This window comes from Eubacterium sp. An11 (assembly GCF_002161065.1).
Lineage (GTDB): Bacteria > Bacillota > Clostridia > Lachnospirales > Lachnospiraceae > Anaerobutyricum > Anaerobutyricum faecale.
The window spans coordinates 21962-44025 of the sequence record NZ_NFLV01000019.1 but is presented as its reverse complement, the minus strand read 5'-3'; the positions used below and the strand labels follow the sequence as shown (position 1 = coordinate 44025).

General features: G+C 48.0%; 10 protein-coding genes and 1 pseudogene. All 11 read left to right on the top strand.

Going from position 1 to position 22064, the window contains the following annotated elements; translation table 11 throughout:
- Nucleotides 1-5 precede the first annotated feature (5 nt).
- Nucleotides 6-2792, top strand: a complete 2787-nt coding sequence (locus B5E53_RS13165) for a peptidoglycan DD-metalloendopeptidase family protein (protein ID WP_242963722.1) — start codon at nt 6-8, stop codon at nt 2790-2792.
- 37 nt (nt 2793-2829) lie between these two features.
- A complete protein-coding gene (locus B5E53_RS13160) occupies nt 2830-3150 on the top strand; it encodes a DUF4315 family protein (protein ID WP_087315775.1) in 321 nt (106 codons plus the stop codon).
- Complete coding sequence (locus B5E53_RS13155; protein WP_343215651.1) at nt 3086-4468, top strand: DUF4366 domain-containing protein; 1383 nt, start codon at nt 3086-3088, stop codon at nt 4466-4468. The genes B5E53_RS13160 and B5E53_RS13155 overlap by 65 nt, the downstream gene beginning before the upstream one ends.
- Before the next feature lie 18 nt (nt 4469-4486).
- Entirely contained in the window at nt 4487-5047 is a 561-nt protein-coding gene (locus B5E53_RS13150; RefSeq protein ID WP_087315815.1) for an MT-A70 family methyltransferase, read from the top strand.
- 1 nt (nt 5048) lies between these two features.
- Complete coding sequence (locus B5E53_RS13145; RefSeq protein WP_087315773.1) at nt 5049-7121, top strand: DNA topoisomerase 3; 2073 nt, start codon at nt 5049-5051, stop codon at nt 7119-7121.
- A gap of 65 nt (nt 7122-7186) precedes the next feature.
- Entirely contained in the window at nt 7187-13561 is a 6375-nt protein-coding gene (locus B5E53_RS13140; protein WP_087315771.1) for a SpaA isopeptide-forming pilin-related protein, read from the top strand.
- 79 nt (nt 13562-13640) lie between these two features.
- On the top strand, nt 13641-13781 hold the full coding sequence (locus B5E53_RS19550; protein WP_002585002.1) for a hypothetical protein: 141 nt from the start codon (nt 13641-13643) through the stop codon (nt 13779-13781).
- A gap of 6 nt (nt 13782-13787) precedes the next feature.
- Nucleotides 13788-14876: a DUF5688 family protein gene (locus B5E53_RS13135; RefSeq protein WP_087315769.1), complete on the top strand. Its 1089-nt coding sequence runs from the start codon at nt 13788-13790 to the stop codon at nt 14874-14876.
- Between the two features lie 66 nt (nt 14877-14942).
- The gene (locus B5E53_RS13130; protein WP_242963720.1) at nt 14943-15254 is read left to right on the top strand and encodes an HrcA family transcriptional regulator; all 312 of its coding nucleotides are present in this window, start codon (nt 14943-14945) and stop codon (nt 15252-15254) included.
- A 120-nt stretch (nt 15255-15374) separates the two neighbouring features.
- Nucleotides 15375-16016, top strand: a complete 642-nt coding sequence (locus B5E53_RS13125) for a JAB domain-containing protein (RefSeq protein WP_087315765.1) — start codon at nt 15375-15377, stop codon at nt 16014-16016.
- 17 nt (nt 16017-16033) lie between these two features.
- A pseudogene (locus B5E53_RS13120) lies at nt 16034-21919 on the top strand (DEAD/DEAH box helicase family protein); the annotation flags it as partial.
- Between the last annotated feature and the right edge of the window lie 145 nt (nt 21920-22064).

Below are 22064 nucleotides of genomic sequence, written 5' to 3'. Positions count from 1 at the left end.
AACAGATGGCAGAACAGAGAATGAAAGCCAGGGAGAAAACCGTCCAGAAGATGACAAAGGATGGTCTGGTGGAAGAAAACCTGGCAGATAAATCCACTGTTCGTGTCAGCAGCCGTACCCGGGATGTGCAGATGTCAAAAAAGGATACCGGAAAAGGGCTGGATCTTTCTAACCGAAGAGGGGCGAAAGAGGAAAGCAGCGATCCGGTCAGGCATTCTGTGCAGAATTCCAGGGATGCACCGGCAAAGGCACAGACAGTAGATAAAGCAAAATCCCGGAAAATGATCCGGGAACAGGCAGAGGGCAGTGCCAGTTCCAAACTGTCACTGGAAGAGAAGAAAAACGGCAGTGGGAAACTTCAGGAGAAGCATACAGACCTTGCCCAGTCAAGGGGAGATGCGAGAAAGAAACAGACCGGAGGAAGTAAAAAGCCGGGGCAGAAGCAGAGACTGAAGTTTGCTTATGAGGAGACGGCGGAGGCAGTCAAAGATGGCGATTCTTCCGCTAAATTGAACCGGATGGATGCAGATGGGGTAAATTTCCGCCATGATGCCCAGAAGAAACGGAACCAGAAGCTTGCCCACACGGAGGCAGAAAAGAAAAACGCACCAAAGAAGCATTCCATGAAAGAAAAGGTCTATCAGGAAAATGCAGAAAGTGCAGGGGCGAAAAAGAAAAGCCGGCTGAAATTTGAAGGGGAAAGCCCGAAAGATGCTTCCCTTGTCAAAAAGGCAGGCACCGCTGTGGCAGTATCTGTCCACCGCCAGGTCAGAAAAAATGATGATGGCAATGCGGCGGTGGAAGGCGCAAACAGTTTAGCCGAAGGTTCAGAGGGGCTTTACCATCTGGAACAGCAAAGTGCCAGAAGATGGAACCGGAGAAAAAGCCGGTCGAGTGCTTATCAGGCAAAGAAAACAGCACAGGCTGCGGCAGAGTCTTCCGTAAACCAGGAACGGTCTTATTTGAAGAAGCTGATCCAGAAACAACGAATCAAAAAGGAATATGCCATGGCAAAACAGAGTGAGCAGGCAATGGGGACTGCAGCGGTCGGCACGATTGACTATATCAAGAAGATCGGCGGTAAAGTCACCAACTTTTTCAAGGAACACCGGAAGATCTATATCAGCATCGCTGCCCTGATCGGGATGATGTTCCTCATCATGACCAGTGTGACGTCCTGCTCCTCGGCATTTATGCAGAGCCTGATCAATTACACCGGAACCAGTTATATCTCTTCGGATGAGGCAATCCGGCAGGCAGACCTTTACTATACACAGCTGGAAGCAAATCTCCAGGAGAGGATTAACCAGATGGATTCGGAAGAGCCGGGGCATGACGAATACCGGTACAATATCGGACCAATCGAGCATGACCCGTTTGTTCTGATCAGCTACCTGTCTGCCAAATATGAAGAGTTTACCTTTGAACAGGTTAAGCCGGAACTGGACAGGCTGTTTGCACTCCAGTATCAGTTGGAGACAGAAGCTGTGAATGAGACGGTGACAGAGACAACGACAGTCCGGGTAGGGGAATCCCTTGGAAATGTTGTGACGAGCGGTTACTGCAACTGCCCGATTTGCTGCGGCATCTGGTCAGGAGGACCGACGGCATCCGGGGTATACCCGACAGCGAACCATACCCTTGCGGTAGATGCGTCCAACCCGTTTGTCCCAATGGGGACAAAAGTGGTCATGAATGGTGTGGAATACACGGTAGAAGACACCGGGGCATTTGCCCGTTACGGTGTCCAGTTTGATGTGTATTATGACAGCCACTCGGCGGCATCCGCACATGGGCACCAGACCTGGGAATGCTTCCTTGCGGATGCGAATGGAAGCCGGGAAGTGGAAGTGACAAGGACCAGGGATGTGGATGTGCTGAACGTGACCTTAAATTCCAGCAGCCTGATGGGCATCTGCCAGAACCGTCTGGGGATTTTCCAGAGGGAACTGTTTTCAGCCTACAATGAAACAAAGGGCAACCTGCAGATGTTCGGGACACCATTTGATTTTAACTGGTATTACAACGTGAGCAGCTATTACGGATACCGGATCCATCCAATCACCGGTGCCAACCAGCTCCACAATGGAGTGGATATCGGAGTGCCGGAAGGTACGGAAGTACTGGCAGGGCTGACCGGTACGGTAACAACCTCTGCCTATAATGACAGCTATGGCAATTATGTGGTGATCAAAGACAGTAAAGGCTATGAACTGCGGTATGCACATCTGAAAAGCAGAAGCGTGTCTTCCGGGGCTTCCATTACCAAAGGGGATGTGATAGGTTTTGCAGGAAATACCGGCAATTCCACAGGAAGCCATCTCCACGTTGAACTTCTGAAAAACGGGCAACGGATGAACCCGATTTTTTATCTGGAAACAGGGGAAGGGACGATCTTTGGTGGAAATGAGTACACCAGTGAAGCAGCACAGAGGCTTCTGCAGGAAGCAGCCAGATATCTGGGAACCCCATATGTATGGGGCGGATATTCTCCGAGCGGGTTTGACTGTTCCGGATTTGTAAGTTATTGCCTGACCCATTCAGGGGTAAGGAATACCGGAAGGCTGACCGCCCAGGGGCTTTATGATATCTGTACACCGGTATCAGAGTCCGATGTCCAGCCGGGAGATTTGATCTTCTTTACCGGAACCTATGATGCAGGTGTGCCGGTAACGCATATCGGTATCTATGTAGGCGGCGGGCAGATGATCCACTGCGGGCATCCGGTACAGTACACATCCATTTATTCATCCTACTGGCAGAGCCATTTTTATGGATTTGGAAGATGGTAAAAAAGGGCGGTGATTATGCCGCCCGGAAAGGAGCAGTATGAAGAGCCTTGAAAAAGCAGTTGCCGATTATGAAAAGGCAAAGGAAAAAATGGAGGCATCCAGGGCACGGTATGAGGCAGACCTGAAACGGTTTAAGGCTGCGGAAGCGGCAAAGACAGAAGCGGAGAACCTGGAGATTGTGCGGATCATCCGTGGCATGGATATGACCATACCGGAACTGAATGCGTTCCGGGAAAGAATGAAAACGGAACTGCCGACACTGGCAGGATTCCAGAAGGAGGAAACAAGAGCTGATGATGAATTTAGAGAAAATGAAAGAACAGAGGGCACCGGGGAAGCACAGGAAATGGGGCAGTAACGTGAAAAAAGGGATTTTTGCAGTTACCACATTTTTCTGTATGGCAACCCCGTTTTTTTCTGCCCAGAGTATTTATGCGGCGGAGAATACGAACCCTGCCATCGCCATTGAAAAGCCGGACGGGTGGAAACAGGGAGATACATCCGTTTCCATTACTATAGATGCCAGCCAGATGGGGGAAGGCTTCAAAGTTGCAAAGATTGAAGCAAAGGCTGGAAAAGATGGGAGCTGGCAGGATGTTACAGAGTCCAGAAGCATTACCATCAATGGAAACCAGACAGTCTATGTGCGGGTGACGGATGCGGAAGGGACAGTGTATGAACAGAACCGCTCCATCCGCTGTTATGATACGGAAAAGCCAACGCTTTCTGCTTCCCTCACGGATGGTGTGCTGACCATACAGGGAAATGATGCCGTATCCGGGATTTCTGCGGTAACCGTCAACGGGACTACCTATACGGACCTTTCGGATGGAAAACTGAAGATCCAGCTCACACAGAAAGACTTTACCACAAAGCAGATTGAGATCACGGTGACGGATGGTGCCGGGAATACTTCCGATAAGTACACCCTCCAGAACCCGTATTATGAATGGGCGGTACGTCAGGCACAACAGCAGAATACAGCGAACAGCGATATGAGTACCACGGGCACTGCTTCTACAACGGAAGAAACAACCACATCCCCGCTCCCGCAGGATGCGCAGGCATCGGAACCAACAGAGGCAAGGGGAACCGTGGATGACCGTACTGTGACGGGGATTGAAGAAGAACTGGCAGCATCCGGGGAAGATGCAGAAAACATTACCCAGACAGCGACAGAAGGGGCGAAAGAGTTTTACACCATTTCTACCAAAAGCGGCAAGGTGTTTTATCTGGTCATTGATAATTCCAAGTCGCAGGACAATGTGTATTTTCTGACGGAAGTCAGTGAAAAGGACCTGATGAACTTTACCCTTTCTGATACAGTAACTCTCCCGGAAGTGGATACTGTGTATGCAGAGCCGGAAACAGAGGAACCGGAGCCGACGCAGGAACCGGAAGAGGAAGAACCTGAAACAGAGGAAGTGCAGATGCCGGAGGATAAATCCCCGGTGGGTTCCTATCTTTTGATCGGTCTGGTAGCTGCCGGTGCATTAGGTGCCGGATATTACTTCAAGGTCTATAAGCCGAAGCATGAATACGATGATGAGGATGAATACGAGGACGATGAGACCGAAGAAGCGGAAGAGCCTGCGGAGACGGATGATGCGGAAGAAGAGACACTTCCGGATGAAGAGGATCCAGAGGAAGTCCTGGAAGATGAGGAGGAATCATAATGGGGTGTTTCGATGCAGATGAAAAAATATCCGGTTATTTACGCAGACCCGCCTTGGCAGTACCGTGTGTATTCCAAAAAAGGATTGGGGCGGAGTGCAGAGAGCCATTATCCCACAATGGGGATTGATGAGATCCGTGCCCTGCCGGTGGCGGAGATTGCAGAAAAAGACTGTGCCCTGTTTTTGTGGGTGACGATCCCGTGCCTGCTGGAAGGACTTTCCGTCCTGCAGGCATGGGGATTCCAGTATAAGACCATTGCTTTTGTCTGGATCAAGCAGAATAAGAAAGCGGACAGCCTGTTCTGGGGAATGGGGTACTGGACAAGGAGCAATGCCGAATTCTGTATCCTGGCAACCAGAGGTTCACCGAAACGGCAGTCTGCAGGAGTCCATCAGGTGATTGTATCCCACATCGAGGAGCACAGCAAAAAGCCGCAGGAAGCAAGGGAGAGGATCGTGCAGCTGATGGGGGATGTTCCCCGCATTGAGCTGTTTGCCAGGCAGAAGACGCCCGGATGGGATGTCTGGGGGAATGAAGTCGAATCCGATATTGAAATGGAGAGCAGAAAGGAAGAGTGAGATGAAGTTAGTAATAGCAGAAAAGCCGTCTGTTGCGATGGCTCTGGCGAAGGTGGTCGGAGCCAGAGAACGAAAGGACGGATATGTGGAGGGAAAGGAGTATCTGGTTTCGTGGTGCGTTGGGCATCTGGTAGCATTTTGTGACGCATCGGAATATGATGAACATTACAAAAAATGGAGATATGAAGACCTTCCGATTATCCCGGAAGAATGGAAAAGGAAAGTCCTTGACGGGACAAAGAAGCAGTTCCAGATTTTAAAGAAACTGATGAACAGTAAAGAGGTGGATGAGGTCATCTGTGCCACAGATGCCGGAAGGGAAGGGGAGCTGATCTTCCGTCTGGTCTATGAGCAGGCAGGATGCAAAAAGCCGGTCAAAAGGCTCTGGATCTCCTCAATGGAAGAGCGTGCAATTAAAGAAGGGTTTGCATCGTTGAAAGACGGTTCGTGTTATGAAGACCTTTATCAGTCGGCCTTATGCAGGGCAAAAGCAGACTGGCTGGTAGGGATCAATGCGAGCCGTCTTTTTTCCGTCCTTTATAACCAGAACCTGAAAGTGGGCAGGGTGCAGACCCCGACCCTTGCCATGATCGTGGACAGGAACCAGAAGGTGAAGGAGTTTGTAAAAGAAAAATACTATGTAGCCCATTTAACATTCGGGGAGTTTGATGCTGTTTCTGGTCATTTCCAGAAGAAAGAGGAAGCAGACAAGGTGGCTTTGGACTGTAAGGAACGCATGTGCCAGGTGGAGAAAGAAGATATTCAGACCAAGACGGTCAGACCTCCGAAACTGTATGACCTGACGTCGCTCCAGAGGGATGCCAACCGGATCTTTGGTTATACGGCACAGCAGACGCTGGACGCTGTGCAGGAAATGTATGAAAAGAAACTGGTGACGTATCCAAGGACAGACAGCCAGTATCTGACAGACGAGATGGGGGACAGTACCAGAAAGCTCATTCAGGTGCTGTTATCTAGGATGCCTTTTTCGGAGGGGATGGAGTATGAACCGGAGGTCTCCAAAGTACTGAACTCCAAAAAGGTTTCAGACCATCATGCAATTATCCCCACTTCGGAAGTGGAGAAAGCAGACCTTCAGAAGCTGAAAGAAAAGGAGAGGAACATCCTGTATCTGATCAGTGCCAGAGTACTCACTGCAACAGCAGATTCCTATATTTATGAGACCCATAAGTGCCAGCTGACCTGCAACTTCCATACGTTTTATTTCAATGCAAGGAAGACAAAACAGGAAGGGTTCCAGGCGATAGAGAAGAAACTGAAACAGTTTTTGGGTGTCAGGGAACCGGAGCAGGAAGCGGAGTTTGACCTTTACCTTGGAAGGAATATCGGTCCGTGCAGCACTTCTGTTTCAGAAAACTTTACCCAGCCTCCCCGCCAGTATACTGAAGACACTCTTTTGGCGGCGATGGAGAGGGCAGGCAATGAAGAACTGACAGAGGATACGGAAAAGAAAGGTATGGGAACACCGGCAACGAGAGCCGGGATCATTGAAAAACTCATCCAGTCCGGCTTTGTAAAACGGGAAAAGAAGAACCTGGTGCCGACAGATGCGGGGAATGTCCTGGTCACAGTCCTTCCGGATGAGATTAAGTCCCCGAAGATGACAGCAGAGTGGGAGATGGCATTAAACCATATCGCACAGGGGACAGAGACGGCAGAGCATTTCCTGAATGGGATTACAGACATGCTGGGAGAACTGATTTCCCGTTACCATTCGATTTCAGAGGAGGAAAGCAGCCGTTTTCCGGGAACAGCAAGAGGAGAAGTGATCGGGAAATGCCCGGTCTGCGGCAGTGATGTGCGGGAAGGTAAGAAGAATTATTACTGTACCGGGCAGGAATGCCGCTTTTCTTTGTGGGAGGATGACCATTTCCTTGCAAGTCAGGGGAAGAAGATGGACAAAGCAACGGCAAAAAAATTCCTGAAGAAAGGCAAAGTCCATTATAAAGACCTGGTATCGAAAAGAACCGGGAAAAGTTATGAAGCCACCGTAGAAATGGTAGCTGATGGTGAGGGAAAAGCACAGTTTAACCTGCATTTTCCCCAGCGGTAGTTAGGAACCAGGCAGCCAGAAGGCTGTCTGTTTTCATATAAAAAATGAAAGAGAGGACATAATCTATGAGAAGAACAGGACATTTAAGGAAACTCGTATCCGGATTTCTGGCAGGGATGACACTGTTATCCACAGTGTTATCGCCCATGACAGCCTATGCGGCAGAACCCAAAGCGGAAGAAAAGCCGCCCCTTTATGAGGAGGTCAAAGATCTGCTGGACGAAGATGAGGAGGTAAAAGCCAAAGATTATGAAATTACTGTTGGCAGTGAATTTGATGTCACCTGTGATTTTACCGGGCTGGAGATCAAAGATGACAAAAAAGTGAAAGTCACTTTTGAGGAAGCTAAGAATGGAGAGGGGAAGAATTTTGCTTTAGATCATGCAGACAGCTATAAAGCCGTCTACTATGTGGAGCCGGTCAATGAGGCACATCCGAAGTACCAGATCAGCAGAAACCTGATCGTAAAAGAGGCGGAAACAGAAGTGCAGGCTGCTTCAGAAGGAGGCGGTGAAGAAGCTGGTTCCGGCGGTACAGAGGAAGCGGCAGATGACGGGGAGGCAGACTCGCAGACGTTATCTGCAGAAGAGAGTGAGACCGCAGAAACGGAAACTTCTGTGGAAACGGAAACTGCTACAGAACCAGTAACAGAGGCTGAATCAGAAACAGAAACAGTAGAAAGCTCCGAGGTCCTTCCGGAAGAGGAACTGGATGCAGCACTGGAAGAGAGCGAAGAGCAGGAAACCGTTGACCCGGAGACTGGGCTTTCCGTATCCGATGTACTGGAACAGGGCGAAGAACAGGGAATTGATATGCTGAGCCTGGAAGAAGGCGAGACGGTGCAGTTTCAGGCACAGGCACTGTTTGCAAGTGCCAGATCCACGACTTCCGTCAGTGTTACCAGAGGGGCATATTACTATTATGCAGATTATGGTCTGGGTTCTTACCTGACCGCACCTTATACTGTAAAGTTTGGTGATGTTACTGCAACTGCTTATTGCGTACAGCCGTCCAAGCCGGGACCGGGGGATGGAACTTATACGATCACAAAGCTCAGTGACGGAAAGACTTTAGCAAAAGTCTGCTATTACGGTACAAAAGCCAGCGGGGATGAGGGATTTTTCGCTGAAAAGCATCCGGATTTCTCTACTGGAAAGCGTTTTATCATTACCCATCTGGCAGCTGCGTATGCAAATGGAAGCAGTGATGCCTTTTCCGGCACCAACTCTACCGGAAAGTCACTGGCCATGGAACTCTATAACTACTGTGTGAGCCAGCCGGAGATCCCGGATGTGGCAATGTCATTTTCCAATGCGAAGGTAAAAGCCTATATTGACGGCAATTCCCAGAGAACGGAAGAGATCACTTTTAAGGCAGATGTGCTTCAGACGATCACGATGAAGCTTCCGTCCGGCGTGAAATTCCACAACGTTTCAACCGGAAAGACCAGTGCGGCAGGTGCAAGCGTAGAAGTATCTGGTGGTACAAAGTTTTATCTTTCCGCACCTCTGACACAGGCAGAGGATGTCAGCGGTTCCTGGTCAGTGACCATGAAAGGAAGCATTACCAAGGATTATTCCGCTTATAAGATCACCACAGGGTCATCCACTCAGGACCTGGCACTGGTATTTGGAGAAGGTGTCACAGATGAAAAATATGTGGATTTCAGTGTGGAATGGGTCAAGATGGCAAAGATTGAGATCGTGAAAAAGGATGCCGGAAGCAATGCGAAGGTAGCCGGTGCGGTCTATGGCATTTACAGTGATGAAGCAGGAAAAAACCTGATCGCAAAGATGCCTGCGACTGATGCCAATGGTGCATCCAGTATCACGATTGAAAAGACACAGAATACCGTGTACCTGAAAGAGATTTCCGTACCGAACGGATATGTGCTAGATACCAAAGCCTATGGGATCAACCTGATTATCGGCGGAACCACAAAGAAGGACGTGACTGACAAGGAACAGTTTGCTGACCTGACCATTTATAAGGAAGGTGAGGTGCTGACCGGTGCTTCTGTCACAGATTCCGGTGTGGTGTTCCAGTACACAAAACAGAGATTGAAAGGCGCTGTGTATAACGTGTATGCCGGAGCGGATATTAAAGCGGCAGATGGAAGAGTTATTTTCCAGAAGGGTGCCCTGGTAAAAGAGGGGCTGACCACAGGTGAGGATGGCAGTGCAACCCTTAAGAACCTGCATCTTGGCACTTACGTTGTAACAGAAACGAAAGCCCCGGCAGATTATGTGTGCAAAGGGGAATCCAAAACCGTCACTTTAAGCTATGCAGGGCAGAACGTGGAAGTGGCAGTAGGAAAAGTGACCTTTGCCAATGACCGCCAGAAAGCAAGCGTATCTGTGCTGAAACAGGACGATACCACAAAGAACCCGCTGTCCGGAGGAATCTATGGGCTGTATGCGGCGGAGGATATCGCTGACGTATCTGGGAATGTTGTGGTAAGAAAAGATACCCTGATTGAAAAAGCAACAACCGGAAATGATGGAAACGCTGTATATCAGACAGACCTGCCGATCAACCACAGCTATTATGTGAAAGAGCTGCAGGCACCTGTAAACTACTTCCGAAACAGTGAGGATGTATTCTCTTTCAGATTTCAATACACCAACGATAAACAGGCATCCGTCTCATTTACCCATACGTTTGAGAATGAACGTGTTAATGCAACGATCCATCTGGTCAAGAAAGATAAGGAGACCGGAAGGGAATCACAGGGGGATGCAGCCTTTGAAGGTGCTGTTTACGGAGTGTATGCAAGGGAAAACATCATCCATCCGGATGGAAAAACCGGCATCCTTTATAAAGCAGGAAGCCAGGTGGCAACCATGACAGTTGATAAAAAGGGTGATGCTTCTGTAGAAGATCTGTACCTTGGAAAATACTATGTGAAAGAGATCACACCGCCGACCGGATATCTGATCGACGAGGGTGAGTATGACCTGGAATGCAGTTATGAGGGAGACCTTGTAAAGACCGTGGAGCGCAGTACGGAATCTTCGGAACAGGTCATGAAACAGCCGTTCCAGGTAATTAAAGCGGCGAACAATGGAAAGACAGACGCAGACCTGTTAAAAGGTGCCGGATTTACTGCTTATTTAAAGAGCAGCTTAAAGACCAATCCGGACGGCAGCTACGATTTTGCATCTGCCAAGCCGGTAGTGCTGACCGCAGATGGAAAAACAGAGATGTTTACCGATGCCAAAGGATATGCCTGCAGCATCCCGCTTCCGTATGGTACTTACCTTGTGAAAGAAACAACAACACCGCACAATTATAAGCCGGTGGATGACTTTACTGTTACCATCAGTGAAAACCATCCGGATGAACCGCAGATCTGGCGGATCCTTTTGGATGATGAATTTAAAGCAAAGTTAAAGATCGTGAAGAAAGACGATGAAACAAAGAGACCGGTGCTGGTGGCAGGTACTGAATTTAAGATTTATGACCTGGACCATAAGAAATATGTGGAACAGGTTACGACTTACCCGATCACTGTTACCCACAAATCATACTTCACAGACAGTCAGGGTTACCTGATCCTTCCGAACAATTTAAGCATCGGACATTACCGGATTGAGGAAGTGACAGCCCCGGATGGATATACCTTAAACCAGAATTATGTGGAGATCGCAGTGGATTCCAATACTGCATACCAGATGGATTCTGTCAGCGGGGATGTGGTGATTGAAGTAGATTACGAAAACCATCCGGTCAAAGGAAAGCTGACTGTTTACAAAAAAGGTGAGATGCTTGCTGGATTTAACAAGGATTTCATTTACGAAGAGCAGTTCCTGAAAGATGCCGTCTTTGAGGTGTATGCGGCGGAGGATATTTACTCCCCGGATTACCAGAAAGACGCAGATGGAAACCGGATTGTAGTCTATGCAAAAGATACACTGGTGACTACGATCACAACCGGTGAGGATGGAATGGCAGTGGCAGAAAACCTTCCGCTTGGTGCTTACCGAGTGGTAGAAAAAACAGCCCCGGAAGGTTTTGTGTTAAATCCGGAGGCTGCAGAAGTTGTCTTTGTCTATGAAGGTCAGGATACCCCAGTGGTAGAGCAGGAAGTGACGGTGGGTGATGAAAGACAGAAGGTAGCGGTTACGGTTGAAAAACAGGATGCGGAAAATGGTGCTGTTGTGGCAGGTGCCGTATTTGGTATCTACAACAAAGAAGATATCACCGCAGACGGCAAAGTAATCGTTGAGGCAGACACCCTCCTTCAGGAAATGACTTCGGATGAGAAGGGACAGGCGGGATGTACATTGGATCTTCCGCTTGGAAGCTACTATGTGAAAGAACTGAAAGCCCCGGCAGGATACGTTTCCTCCAATGAAGTCTTAAACTTTGATGCTTCCTATCAGGGACAGGATGTGGAAACAGTTGTTTTGAATGCCGTAAAGAAAAACCAGCCGACCACAGTGGAGATCACAAAATCTGACATTACCACTGGAACAGAACTGGATGGCGCAAGCCTGAAAGTGCTGGATAAGGATGGGAATGTTGTGGATGAATGGACTTCTGTTAAGAATGCCCCGCATGTGATCAAACGTCTGGTGGCAGGTGAGACTTACACACTCCGGGAAGAATTTGCCCCGTATGGTTACCTGAAAGCAACGGATATCACATTTACAGTTGAGGATAACGGTGATGTCCAGAAGGTTGAAATGAAGGATGAAGTGCCGATCGGGCTTCTGATCATCAACAAAAAAGGTGAATTTCTGGATAAAGTAACGCTTTTGGATAACGCAAAAGGCACGGTGGAGCATCTGTTTGAGTATATCACCGGAAGCCTTACCGAAGTTACTTTCAACGTTTATGCTGCAGAAGATATCAAAGCGGCTGATGGTGTCAGTGAGGATTACTTCAAAGCAGACGAACTGGTGGGAACCATTACTACAGATACCAATGGTATTGCACAGCTTGGAGACCTTCCGGTTGGAAAATACTATGTGAAAGAGGCAGAAACTGCCCATGGTTATGTGCTGGATGGGGAGCCTAAGTTTGTGGATTTAAGTTACCGTGACCAGGATACCCCGGTGGTAACGTATGATGAAGCATGGCAGAATAACCGACAGAAAGTCAAAGTGACCGTACTGAAAAAGGAAAAAGATGCGGAGCGTGTACTGGCAGGCGGTATCTTCGGATTGTTTACAAGGGAGGATATCAAAAATGCCGGCGGCGATGTCCTGATGGAAGCAGATACGCTCATTGAGCTTAAGGCTACCGATGAAAACGGTCAGATCACCTTTACGGCAGACCTGCCGGTAGACGGAAACTATTATGTGAAAGAGCTGTATGCCCCGGATGGTTTTGTGACCACCAATGAGGAAAAGGATTTCATCTTTGAATACGCCGGTGCGGAGCAAGCAGAGGTAAGCTATGATTTTACCTTTGAAAATGAGGCAACAACCGTGGAGCTGACAAAATCCGACTTGACAACAGGGGATGAACTCCCGGGTGCCCACCTGAAAGTGACCGATGAGGACGGAAATGTTGTGGATGAATGGGTATCTGCAGAAGAAGCCCATGTAATCAAAGAACTGGTAGTCGGCAAGACCTACACCATGACAGAAACCAAACCTGCAGATGGATATGTAACCGCAGAAAGCATCGAATTTACTATCGAGAATACTGCAGAGATCCAGAAGCATGAGATGAAGGACGATGTGACAAAGGTACAGATCAGCAAAACGGATATCACCGGAGACCAGGAGATTCCGGGTGCGAAGCTGACGATCCTGGATGAAAATGACCAGGTAGTAGAAAGCTGGACTTCCACAGAGGAGCCGCATTATGTGGAGAAGCTGCCGATTGGCAGATACACACTCAGAGAGGAACAGGCGCCGAAAGGATTTATCCTGACAGCCGATGTTTCCTTTGAAGTGGAAGATACCGGCGAGATCCAGACTGTTGTTATGAAGGAGGATACCGCAAAAGGGAAAGTGATCCTGAATAAAACAGATAAGGAAACCGGAGAGCCGATAAAAGGCGTGGAATTTGAACTCCGTGACAGCAAAGGAAAGGTACTGGAGACCTTAAAGACGGATGCTGCAGGTCATGCGGAGAGCAGCCTTTATGAGATCGCTGATTACAAAGACGGTAAATATGCCGGTGAGAAGAAATATTATCTGGTGGAAACCAAGACAATGGATGGATACACACTGGATGAAACTGAGCATGAGGTGGTATTTGCCTACAAAGATGACAGTACACCGATTGTGGAAGTGACCTTTGACCTGACAAATGACAAGCCGGAAATTCCACAGACAACGGAAGGCACACCGGGAACACCGTCAGCCGGTAACCCGAAGACCGGGGATGAGACAAATCTCTGGCTTCCGGTGGTACTGCTGGCAGTATCTGTAAGCGGCATTGCCGGACTTCTGGCAGCCAGAAGAAAGAGAAAAAGAAAATAGGAACCTTATATGAGCAGGGAGCCTTAATTCAGGGCTCCCTTTTATCATAGCAAAAATCAGGAAAGGACAGGTAAAGAATATGAAGAAAACAATGAACACAGTGCAGGCAGGGAGAGAAATGCAGGAGAGATCATTCAAGAGAATGATGGCATACCAGAAAAAAGCAGAGCAGGCAGTCAACAAAAAGAGAATGAACCAGCACATGATCAGAAGGGGGTAATTGTGTATGATGAACAGAAAAGATTTTTTTGAATATGTAAAAGACAATGTGAAGGACTATCTACCGGAAAAATATGCGGATGCCAATATCCATCTGCAGGAAGTGGTAAAGAAAAACGGACTGACACTGACGGCGGTGGTCATTCCCGCAAAAGACAGCAATATTACACCGAATGTATATCTGGATTCCTTTTACCAGGAATACCGGAATGGGAAAAATCCGGATGCCTGTGTAGGGGATGTGGCAGACCTCTGGATTGAACAGATGGATACAGATCTGAATGTTGATGTGAATGGCATGATGGATTACGGGAATGTCAGGGATAAACTGCAGATCAGGATGTGCGACCCGGATAAAAACAAAGAATGGCTGGAAGATAAGGCTGTGACTATGCATGGGGATTTCGCTGCTTATTACACGGTCAATCTGTCGGAAAATAAAGACGGCATTGCTTCGGTTTCCGTGACCAAAGCACTTTTAGAAGCATGGAAGATTGATGTCCAGACTCTCCAGCAGGATGCGATGGCATCAGATAAGAACCGTGGGCCGGCTTTATACTCAATAAATGATCTGATGGAGTCCTCTATTATGGGAGAAAAACCCCAGAATCTGTTGAACGGAGACAGGAGGGCAGAGGAATTTTTCATGCCCATGTTTTGCCTGACGAACGAAACGAAAATGAATGCTGCATCCCTGATCCTGCATGAGGATATCCGAAAACAGATCGGGGAGTTTATGAAGGGCGATTTTTATATCCTGCCTTCCTCCATCCATGAAACACTTCTGTTGCCGGATAATGGGGATTTCGATGTGAAAGCCCTGAATGCCATGGTAAAAGAAGTCAATGCAACAGAAGTAGCACTGGAAGATATTCTTTCGGATAAAGTGCAGTTCTGTGATGGCAGAACAGCCGTGATGGAAAATGCGGAGAAACGGGAGGCACGTCTGGAAAAAGAAAAAGCGGCTGCGTCAGAAAAGCCTGCAGAGAAAACCGGGCTTCATGGAAAGCTGGAAAAGGCGAAGGAAGACATGAAAGCCGGGGATGTTCTGGGAAAGCCACAGGGTAAAACGAGAGATACGGCTATGGTAATGTAACAATAATAAGCAGAGTTATAAGGGGACTTCCATTGTGGAGGTTCCCTTATATGAAGGAGGATGTATATGTCAGAGTGGTGCTTATATGGTGATGATAAAAGAGAAAAATTTGAAAGACGGTTAGAACCGGATAGCCTTGAAGGCGAGTTAATCAGGTATAAGGAAGTTTTGGGTGAAGAATTTGGACTCAAAGAACTTCTGGCTCTTCAGGATTTAAAGGTAAAAGCATTGATAGCGGAGGCAATCAACAATGTACCGGAATTTTTATTGGATCAGATTGGAAAAGCCAGGAACAGTTATGAGTTTCCTTCCCTTGTAACGGAACTTGGACGTATTGCAGATGTTATGGAAGAGGTTGTGGAGGGAGAAGGGGAATGAGCAGCAAAATGAAAGAGGAAGAAAGAAAAAGGTTATCCGGATATCTCCGAAAATGCCTGGAGTCACAAAAAGACCAGGAGTTCATTCTTCAAATCCCAATAAAGAGAGGTGCATCGGAACGTGAAAAGAAAATACGGAATTGACCAGGTGTCGGTTCGGCTTGTAAAAGAAGCCCCGATCCTGTGTGAGGAAGAGATCTCTACACCGGAAGATGCGATCCGGGTATTGGGAGATACCTTTAAAGACTACGACCGGGAGGTGGTAGGAGTGGTCCATCTTCGGAGTGATAATGTTCCCATTAACATGACCATCATCAGTATGGGGACACTGAACCAGTCATTGGTGCATCCGAGGGAAGTATTAAAGGCGGCGTTCTTATCGAATGCCGCTTCTATCCTTTTGTTCCACAACCATCCAAGTGGTAGCCTGAAACCGTCGAAGGATGATATTGCACTTACAGGTAGAATGCAGCAGCTTTGTATGCTGGCTGGAATTCCTGTGATCGACCATGTGATTCTTGGAGATGACCAGTCCTATTTTTCTTTCAGGGAAAAAAAGATCCTTCCTATGGAGCAGATTCAATACTCTGTGGATTTGAATGATATCAATCTGAAAGTGGCAGAAAAGGAAGCAGAGAATTACGGATATGAAAAACCACATAAAAAATCAATCAAGGAATCACTGGAGGAAAACCGGAAAAAGATCGCATCGGGTCAGAAAACATCCGGTGTGAAGAAAAAACGGGAAACGACGATAGAATGAGAGGAGGATGAATGGGTATGGCAAATAAATTATATGCCATGGAACAGCTGACGGAAGAAGTCGCAAAGGACATTGCAGCAAAGCCGGAAGAGTGGATGCGTTTTCTGGATACTGCATCCCGGTTATATAAATACACCTTTGATGAACAGCTTCTGATCTTTGCCCAGAGACCGGAAGCAACGGCAGTGGCATCCATGGAGGTATGGAATAAGCGGATGTACCGATGGATTAAGAAAGGGTCAAAAGGAATTGCCCTGATTGATCATACATCCGGTCCGAAGAACCGCCTGCGGTATGTGTTTGATATTTCGGATACTTATAAGGTGCGAAATCTGGGGAAAGACCCGGCTTTGTGGGTGCTGCCACAGGATGACCGTTCCTTTGCGGCAGATTATCTGCAGAGAGCGTATGGATTGGACGAAGGAGATGGCGGGCTTGCCGGAACCCTGTATCAGGCAGCACAGGAAAGTGTACGGGAATGGCTTCCGGATGCGTTTGATGAACTGAAACAGGATGTGCAGGGGACATTTCTGGAAGAACTGGATGAGCAGAACCAGGAAGTGGAGTTTAGGGACCTTATGACGGACAGTGTATGGTATGTCCTTTTAAAGCGGTGCGGGATGGATACGGAAGCGTACCTGTCTGCGGACAGCCTGCGGCATATCACGGATTTTAATGATCTCCGTGTGCTTGGACACCTTGGCACAGCGGTCAATGAGATCTGCCGACCGATTCTGATGCAGCTTGGACGTTATGTCCTTATGGATCTGGAAAATGACAGGAAAACGGTTGCAAAAGAATCGGAAGTGGTCTATAATGAATTTAACACGTTAATTCGCGAAAGTAAAGAAATTACACCAGAACCAGAGATAGAAGAAAACAAGGAGGAAACAGAGCATGAGAGAGATCACTTACAGCAGGAACGGGGATTATCTGATACCAGATATCAAACTGGAGGAGACCAGGGGGACCATCGGGAAATACGGGATGATGCGGAAGGAATATCTGAGGAACCACAAGAAAGCCAGGTTCAGCATACTGGCACTCCAGAACAGGCTGGACAGCCATCTGATGGAAGTGGACAGCGAAGCCAGACAGAAAGTGGAAGACCTGACCATTCAGCTTCTGGAGAAAGACCCGGCACCGGAGAAATCAGCCGACAGCATGGCTTGGACCCGTCACATGAACCGGATCCGGGCACAGGCAGAGGAACTGGTGGTTCAGGAGATTATATACAATTAAGCCTGTTCCCCACAGAGGAAGAACAGTTTGGAGAGATCAGGAAAGCGGCAGCTGCACTCACACAGCCAGCCGCTTTTTTTGTTTCAGATGAAATCGTGGATGATGTGCTTCGTACCGGAAGCGGTCGGAAGAATACGTTATTCCACATCACTGCAAAACTTGTGGAGGGAATTGACCATGAGGAACTGAGAAGTTTTCTGATCCAGGAATATGGTACCGGCGGGAAAGGGTTTGAGTTTTCCGGCCAAAAATTCAGTATCTGGTATGACGGGGACGGGATGCGATTCCGACGTGGGGAATCCGCAAGACACAATTATGACCGTATGCTTACCTGGGAAGAAGCGGCAAACCGTATTCAGGATATGTATGATGCGGGGACTTATGTCTCCAACGTGATTATGCAAAATTCGATCAAAGTGGAATGTGATGAGCTTTCCAGCCTGCTGGCACTCCACTTCAGGGATACTGGGGCTATTAGGGGGATATACAACCATACAGAAACGAGCGAAAGGTTCCGGGCAGGTCTGGATGATCCGGAACAGACAAGAGAGTATTACCAGATGCTTGTGGAACTGGAACAGGATATGGAACGTCATCCGAAAAACTATATGAGGTACCAGATCCGAAATAATCCGATGTACAAGCAGAGGGTCTATGACCTTGGAAGGACGCTCGATTGGAGTAGGCAGAAAGAAACCGTAACACCGCCGGAAATGGCTTTTATTACGCAGGATGAGATTGACTCTGTTTTACGAAGAGGTGGAAATGTAGCAGGCGGAAGGAACCGTATCTATGAATTTTTCATGGAACATCACGATGAAAAAGAAGCAGCTGACTTTTTAAAACATGAGTACGGAGACGGAGGATGTACGCCGGGCATCCAGGGAAGCGATCTTTCCGATGAGTGGCATGACGCAAAAGGAATCCGTTTGAGCAAAGGGCAGATTTCCAACCCGAGCCTGAGAACACTTATCAAGTGGAAACAGGCAGCTTCCAGGACAAGGCAGCTGATCCGGATGGATGATTTTCTGTCACCGGAAGAACTGGAAAAGTATGAAGAACGGCAGGAAGCTCAGCGTCTTGCTGATATGGAAGAAGTAAAGCAGTCACTGGAAACGGAGGAGGTTCCTGAAGAGATTGAGGAAGTTCATGAAGAAGTTCATACGGAAGAAAATGTGGAAGATAAGTTGGAAGAAAGCGGGCAGCCATTAAGGGCAGAAGATGTGCAGAACCTGGTATTAGTAAACCGCCAGTATTCCTCTGTAAGCAGGACAACGGAGTATGACTTTACCTGTGAGATACGTGGGGAGCAGGATATCCTGCATTATACGGTGGAATACCACGATGACGGGGAAGGGTTTACTATCCATACGGAAAAAGATGATATCTGGGAGCGGATGTCCGAACCGGAACTGGAGCGGCTGGAGATGGTACTGGAACGGGAAGCCCTTTATTTTCAGTACCATGAGGATATTGAAAATGCATCGAACCTGGAAGAACTCCAGGAAGTCAGCTACAGTATCATGGAAAATGAATCCATCTATTTCCGGCAAATATCGGAACGTGTCTGGAATGAGTATGGGGAAAGGGAACGTGCATTATCTGCGGAGATACCGGCAGTCAATTTTCATATTGCGGATGACCAGCTGGGCTATGGAACGGCAAAAGAAAAATTCAGAGCCAATGTGATGGCAATCCGGGTTCTGAAAAAATGTGAAAGCGAGAACCGTCATGCGTCACCAGAGGAGCAGGAAACCTTATCGAACTATGTAGGCTGGGGAGGCTTGCCGGATGCCTTTGATGAAAGAAAAGCCTCCTGGAGTGACGAGTATCAGGAACTGAAAGATCTGCTTACCAAGGAAGAATATGCGGCGGCAAGGGAATCCACGTTGAATGCCCATTATACACAGCCTGTTATCATCGAGAGCATGTACCAGGTGCTTCAGAACCTGGGATTTGAAAAGGGAAACATCCTGGAACCGTCCATGGGTGTAGGAAACTTTTTTGGAATGCTTCCGGATAAGTTACAGCAGTCCCAGCTTTACGGAGTAGAACTGGACAGCATCAGCGGAAGGATCGCAAAACTGCTTTATCCGAACGCTGATATCCAGATCAAAGGATTTGAAAAGACCGATTATCCCAATGACTTTTTTGATGTGGCAATCGGAAATGTCCCTTTTGGTTCCTATAAAGTGAATGACCGCCAGTATGACAAGTATAATTTTATGATCCACGACTATTTCCTTGCAAAGACCATTGACCAGTTACGACCGGGTGGCGTGGCTGCTCTGATCACAACCAAGGGAACCATGGATAAAGCATCGCCGGAGGTAAGGAAGTATCTTGCAGAGAGGGCAGAGCTTCTCGGGGCGATTCGTCTTCCGAACAATGCCTTTAAAGCGAATGCGGGAACCGAAGTCAGTGCAGACATCCTGTTTTTCCAGAAAAGGGAGAGCATTTCCATGGAAGAGCCGGAATGGGTTGCTCTTGGTGAGGATGATAATGGGATTACCATAAACCAGTATTTTATTACCCACCCGGAAATGGTACTTGGAACGATGGCAGAGGTATCCGGACCATATGGCATGGAGACTGCCTGTCTTCCTCTGGAAGGGGCAGACCTGGCGGAACAGCTGGAAGATGCCGCAGCGAAAATCCATGGAACGATGGTTCCGGCAGTAACGGCAGAAACAGAACTGGATGAGATTGTGGAAAGCATACCTGCGGATCCGGCTGTCCGGAACTACAGTTTTACTGTGGTGGATGACCAGATCTATTACCGGGTAAATTCCCTGATGAATCCGGTGAAGCTGCCGGCAGCCACGGCGGAACGTGTGAAAGGTATGGTTGAGATCCGTGAGGTAGTCCGGGACTTGATCGCCCTGCAGATGGAGGAAAATGCAACAGATGAGGCGATACAGGAGCTTCAGGTCAAACTGAATCAGGTCTATGATGCCTATACGGAAAAATATGGGGTCATCGGAAGTAATGCAAACAAACGGGCATTCTCCGATGACTCTTCTTATTGTCTGCTCTGTTCGTTGGAGGATCTTAATGAAGATGGTACGTTGAAACGGAAAGCGGATATGTTTACCAAGCGGACGATTAAGAAAGCAGTAGCTGTGACCAGTGTGGAAACTGCGGCGGAAGCCCTGACGATTTCCCTGAATGAAAAAGCAAGGGTTGACCTTCCTTATATGGCAAGGCTGACAGGTAAGCCGGAAGAGAAAGTTGCAGAAGAACTGACAGGTGTTATTTTCCGGGATCCGGTCAATGGGCAGTGGGAGACTGCGGATGAATATTTATCCGGTAATGTCCGGGAGAAGCTGAATACAGCAAGAATCTTTGCGGAAAACCAGCCGGAATATACCAGCAATGTACATGCTTTGGAACAGGTGCAGCCGGTAGACCTGGATGCATCAGAGATTGAAGTCCGGATCGGTGCCACATGGATCGCCCCGGAAATATACCGGGATTTTATGGAAGAACTATTTGATACCCCGGGTTATCTGGTTGGAAGGGTAATTGATATCCGGTATTCGGAAGCCAGCGGTGCATGGAATATCAGCGGTAAAAATGCGGACAGTGACCGGAATGTGCTGACTACAGCAACGTATGGCACCAGCCGGATCAATGCCTATAAGATTCTGGAAGAAACCCTGAATTTAAAAGATGTACGGATCTATGACACAAAGATTGATGCAGAGGGAAATGAAATCCGTGTGTTGAATAAAAAAGAAACGATGCTGGCAACCCAGAAACAGGATGCAATCAAGGAAGCATTTAAGGACTGGATCTTCAGGGATCAGGAACGGAGGGAAAAGTTGTGCAGGATTTATAATGACCGCTTCAATTCCATTCGTCCCAGGGAATACGATGGCAGCCATCTGACCTTTCCGGGAATGAATCCGGAAATAGAGCTTCGCCCGCACCAGAAAAATGCCGTCGCCCATCAGCTTTATGGGGATAATGTCCTGCTTGCCCATGTAGTGGGAAGCGGAAAGACCTATGAGATGGTAGCCGCAGCTATGGAGAGCAAACGTCTTGGCATTGCCCAGAAAAGCCTTTTTGTTGTTCCAAACCACCTGACGGAGCAGTGGGGAGCCGAGTTCCTGCAGCTTTATCCAGGAGCCAATATCCTTGTGGCAACGAAGAAAGATTTTGAACCGGCAAACCGCAAGAAGTTCTGTGCCAGAATCGCAATGGGCAACTACGATGCTGTGATCATCGGACATTCCCAGTTTGAGAGGATTCCCTTATCGGAAGAACGCCAGAAAAAGGTCATCGAAGAGCAGATCGAAGAACTGGAAGCAGGGATTCAGGCGGCAAAGTATGAGGTTGATGGAAGCCGTTTTACAGTAAAACAGCTGGAAAAGACAAAGAAAAGTCTCAGGAGACGTCTGGAAAAGCTGGAGAACAAAGAGAAAAAGGATGATGTGGTAACGTTTGAGGAAATTGGGGTAGACCGTCTGTATGTGGATGAAGCCCATTATTACAAAAATGCGTTCCTTTACACAAAAATGAGGAATGTGGCAGGCATTGCCCAGAATGAAGCCCAAAAATCGGCGGATATGTTCAACAAATGCCAGTATCTGGATGAAATCACCGGTGGGAAAGGTATTACGTTCGCTACGGGTACACCGGTCAGCAACAGCATGACAGTGCGCCCGTAAGGGGCTGTAATAATCTTACCTTGAGCAAGTAATAGGGCAAGGTATCAAAGCGGAATAATCCGCACCCTATCGTCACCCGACTTATCCAAAAGGGGAAACCCGATGGGGAGTGTAGCATGTCGGAGGGCACGAA